The sequence below is a fragment of the Mesorhizobium sp. M4B.F.Ca.ET.089.01.1.1 genome (assembly GCF_004022605.1).
Lineage (GTDB): Bacteria > Pseudomonadota > Alphaproteobacteria > Rhizobiales > Rhizobiaceae > Mesorhizobium > Mesorhizobium abyssinicae.
In genome coordinates, this window is the sequence record NZ_RZOS01000444.1 from 1 (window position 1) to 4545 (window position 4545).

The 4545-nt window shown below is 66.4% G+C and carries 2 protein-coding genes and 2 pseudogenes; all 4 read left to right on the top strand.

Translation table 11 applies throughout. The features are described 5' to 3' along the window. Positions 1-441 (top strand): annotated as a pseudogene (locus EN780_RS28125) (phosphoserine aminotransferase); the annotation flags it as partial. Between the two features lie 68 nt (positions 442-509). Further along, positions 510-2111, top strand: coding sequence for a phosphoglycerate dehydrogenase (serA, locus tag EN780_RS28130; RefSeq protein ID WP_128275926.1), 1602 nt, complete (start codon positions 510-512; stop codon positions 2109-2111). 267 nt (positions 2112-2378) lie between these two features. Next, positions 2379-3545: an adenylosuccinate synthase gene (locus tag EN780_RS28135; RefSeq protein WP_128275927.1), complete on the top strand. Its 1167-nt coding sequence runs from the start codon at positions 2379-2381 to the stop codon at positions 3543-3545. Between the two features lie 75 nt (positions 3546-3620). Continuing rightward, a pseudogene (locus tag EN780_RS28140) lies at positions 3621-4545 on the top strand (hypothetical protein); the annotation flags it as partial.

Below are 4545 nucleotides of genomic sequence, written 5' to 3' on the forward strand. Positions count from 1 at the left end.
GATCGACTTCGCCCAGTGAAGCGCGTCGAGGATTATCTCGACGCGCTTCACTGGGCGAAGTCGATCGGCGGCCTCGACGCCCTGGTCGCTCGCGCCGACGCCAATGCCGCGGTGCTCGACCGGTTCGTCGCCAAATCATCCTGGCTCGGCCATCTCGCCGTCGACCCGGCGACGCGCTCGAACACCTCGGCGTGTTTTTCCTTCACCGATCCAGATGTCGCGGCGCTCGACGCCGACGGGCAAGCGGCTTTCGCCAAGGGGCTGGTCTCGGCGCTCGACAAGGACGGCGTCGCCTATGACATCGGCGCCTATCGCGATGCACCGCCTGGCCTGCGCATCTGGTGCGGCGCAACAGTCGAAACCGCCGACCTCGAGGCGCTGCTGCCTTGGCTCGACTGGGCCTTTGCCGCGCAGAAGGCGTCGCTGAAGGCAGCGGCCTGAGTTTCTGGCGGGCGGCCCGCAAGGCCGCCCATTTCCAACCGGATCAATCCCATTCGAAGGAGGCCGCCATGGCGCCCCGCGTTCTCGTTTCAGACAAGCTTTCAACCACCGCAGTGCAGATCTTCAAGGATCGCGGCATCGAGGTCGACTATCTGCCCGATCTCGGCAAGGACAAGGAAAAGCTCGCCGAAGTCATCGGCCAGTATGATGGCCTCGCCATCCGCTCGGCCACCAAGGTCACCGAAAAGCTGATCAACGCCGCGACCAATCTCAAGGTCGTCGGCCGCGCCGGCATCGGCGTCGACAATGTCGACATCCCGGCGGCCAGCCGCAAGGGCATCATCGTGATGAACACGCCCTTCGGCAATTCGATCACCACCGCCGAGCACGCGGTCGCGATGATCTTCGCGCTCGCCCGCCAGATCCCGGAGGCCAATGCCTCGACGCATGCCGGCAAGTGGGAAAAGAACCGCTTCATGGGCATCGAGATTACCAGCAAGACGCTGGGCGTGATCGGCTGCGGCAATATCGGCTCGATCGTCGCCACGCGCGGCGTCGGGCTGAAGATGCACGTCATCGCCTTCGACCCGTTCCTGTCCGACAGTCGCGCCGAGGAGCTCGGCGTTCAAAAGGTCGAGCTCGACGAGCTTTTCGCGCGCGCCGACTTTATCACGCTGCACACGCCGCTGACCGACAAGACGCGCAACATTATCGACGCGGCGGCGATCGCCAAAATGAAGCCCGGCGTGCGCATCATCAATTGCGCCCGCGGTGGGCTGATCGTCGAGGCCGACCTGGTGGCGGCGCTGAAGAGCGGCAAGGTGGCGGGCGCCGGCATCGACGTGTTCGAGGTCGAGCCGGCCGAGAACAACGAACTGTTCGGCATGGAAAACGTCGTGGCGACGCCGCATCTCGGCGCCTCGACCACCGAGGCGCAGGAGAACGTCGCGCTGCAGGTGGCCGAGCAGATGTCCGACTACCTGATCAAGGGCGCCGTCTCCAACGCCATCAACATGCCCTCGATCACCGCCGAGGAAGCGCCGCGACTGAAGCCCTTCGTCAAGCTCGCCGAGGTGCTCGGCGCCTTTGTCGGCCAGGTCACCGAGGATCCGATAAAGGAGGTCGAGATCCTGTTCGACGGCTCGACCGCGACCATGAACACGCGCGCCCTGATCAGCGCGGCCCTTGCCGGCCTGATCCGGCCGCAGGTCTCCGACGTCAACATGGTGTCGGCGCCGATCATGGTGAAGGAACGCGGCATCATCGTCGCCGAGGTCAAGCGCGACAAGTCGGGCGTCTTCGACGGCTACATCAAGCTGACCGTCACCACCGAGCACAGGACCCGGTCGATCGCCGGCACCTGCTTCTCGGACGGCAAGCCGCGCTTCATCCAGATCAAGGGCATCAATCTCGACGCCGAGGTCGGCCGCGACATGCTCTACACGACCAATGCCGACGCGCCCGGCATCATCGGCCTGCTCGGCACGGTCTGCGGTGAGAACGGCGTCAACATCGCCAACTTCCAGCTTGGTCGCAACCGGCCGGGTGGCGACGCCATCGCGCTGCTCTATCTCGACGCGCCGTTCCCGGAAACGGTCCTGGAACAGGTGCGGGCGCACAAGTCGATCGACTCGGCGAAGCGACTGCGGTTCGACGTCGGCGGCGACTGAACGAAGTCTCGCCGGTTTGCATGACAGCGCTGCGCGTGCGATAGCCGCGCGGCGCTTGCATTTGTGCCGGGCGTCGGCTTGGCGGGAGCGCCCGGGAGCAAAGCCGCGGCATCGCGCCCCGCTCGCCCGGGCAAATGGCGCGGCAGGCAAAATTCTTATGCCTTTGGCCGTTTTCGGCGGCAAAGAATGGTCGCGTTCGCCGGGTCTTGACGCTATAGAGGCCTGTCGTTTTCAAGCCGCAAGTCGGCATCTCAAGGGAAAAGCAACATGGCCAATGTGGTGGTCGTCGGCTCGCAGTGGGGCGACGAAGGCAAGGGCAAGATCGTCGACTGGCTGTCGGAGCGGGCCGACGTCGTCGTGCGCTTCCAGGGCGGCCACAATGCCGGCCACACGCTGGTCGTCGACGGCAAGGTCTACAAGCTGTCGCTGCTGCCCTCCGGCGTGGTGCGGCAGGGCAAGCTGTCGATCATCGGCAATGGCGTGGGCTTCGATCCGCACGCGTTCGTCGCCGAGGCGGCGAAACTGAAGGCGCAAGGCGTCGGGGTGACGCCGGACCGCCTGAAAATAGCCGAAAACACCGCGCTTATCCTGTCGCTGCACCGCGAGCTGGACGGATTCCGCGAGGACGCCGCCTCCAATTCCGGGACGAAGATTGGCACGACCCGCCGTGGCATCGGACCCGCTTACGAGGACAAGGTGGGCCGGCGCGCGGTCAGGGTGATGGATCTGGCGGATTTGGAAACGCTTCCCGTGAAGGTCGACAGGCTGCTGACGCATCACAATGCGCTGCGTCGCGGGCTCGGCCACCCGGAAGCGACGCATGAGGCGATCATGCAGGAGCTGACCTCGGTGGCCGGCGAGATCCTGCCCTACATGGACCGGGTGTGGAAGGTTCTCGACGACCGTCGCCGCGCCGGCGAGCGCATCCTGTTCGAAGGCGCGCAGGGCACGCTGCTCGACATCGACCACGGCACCTATCCGTTCGTCACCTCGTCCAACACCGTCGCCGGCCAGGCGGCAGCCGGGTCGGGCGTCGGTCCAGGCGCCATCGGCTATGTGCTCGGCATCACCAAGGCCTACACGACGCGTGTCGGCGAAGGTCCGTTCCCGACCGAGCAGAAGAACGAGATCGGCGAGTTCCTCGGCACGCGCGGCCATGAATTCGGCGTCGTCACCGGCCGCAAGCGCCGCTGCGGCTGGTTCGACGCGGTGCTGGTGCGCCAGGCGGTGGCCGTCAACGGCATCAAGGGCATCGCGCTGACCAAGCTCGACGTGCTCGACGGGCTGGAGGAGATCAAGGTCTGCACCGCCTACCGCCTCGATGGCGAGACGATCGACTATCTGCCGGCAAGCCAGGGCGCGCCGGTGGCGCTGCTTTCCACCAGCCCGGAGCGGGATGACACGATACTTGTGACCGATCCGTTTCAAGACTAGTTTCTCAGCCTTTCCGGGGCATAGCGGCTGATTTGCGGGGGCCGGCCCAGGAACAAAATGCAGGTCCACTGAAGCATGGCAGATTTCATCACCGTTCTGAAAAAGACGATCGACAGTCTCAGCGAGAACACGCCGGAGATGCGGTCGAAGGTCTATGACAAGGCGCGGGCGACAATCGCCAAGAAGCTTGCGGACCACGTCCCGCCTTTGGCGCCGTCGGTCGCCGATCAGCAGAAGCGCACCCTCGAGGATGCCATTTCCAGCGTCGAACGAGGCTATGCCAAAAGCGCGCCGGCGGCCGATCCGCTGGCCGAGCTGGAGCACATCTTCTCCTCGATCGACCGCAACAAGAACCAGCCGAGCCATGTCCGGCAGCCTGTCGCCGCCAAACCCGAACCTGCCAGGCCGGAGCCCGCCAAGCCCGAACCGTTCCGGCCGGCGCCGCCCGTCGCCAAGACGGAGCCAGGCTGGCAGAAGGCGCCGCCAGCGCCGCCGCCATTCGAGACCGATGTCCCCCTGGCTGGCATGGACAGCTCGGTGCCGAACGACCAGGATGAGGTCTTCGGCAACGACCAGGAGCCGGCGCCGGCCGAAACTTTCCAGCGGCTGCGCCCCGCGGCGCGCAAGCGCAGCTATGGCGGGCTGATCGCCGCGGCCGCCGTGCTCGTGGTGATCGGCGGCGGTGGCTACGGCATCTGGCCGAACCAGGACGCATTCCGCTCCATGCTCGGTCTTGGCGGAGATAAGACCGTCACCACCGAGCCGCTGGTGAAGCCGGCCAAGCCTGCCGCCGACGCCGCGGCGGCACCGCCGGCGGCGGGCGCCGGCGAACCGGCCGAGGCGACCAAGTTCACCCAGCGCCTGACGCCCGAGGGCAAGGAGACCGATCCCGGCCCGGCCGGCGGGCAAAGCGGCATTGGTGAAGGCGAATCCGTCGCCGCGCTGACGACACCGCCGTCGGCCGCTCCTCCGCCAGTCAGCCAGCCGGCCGGGCCGGGAT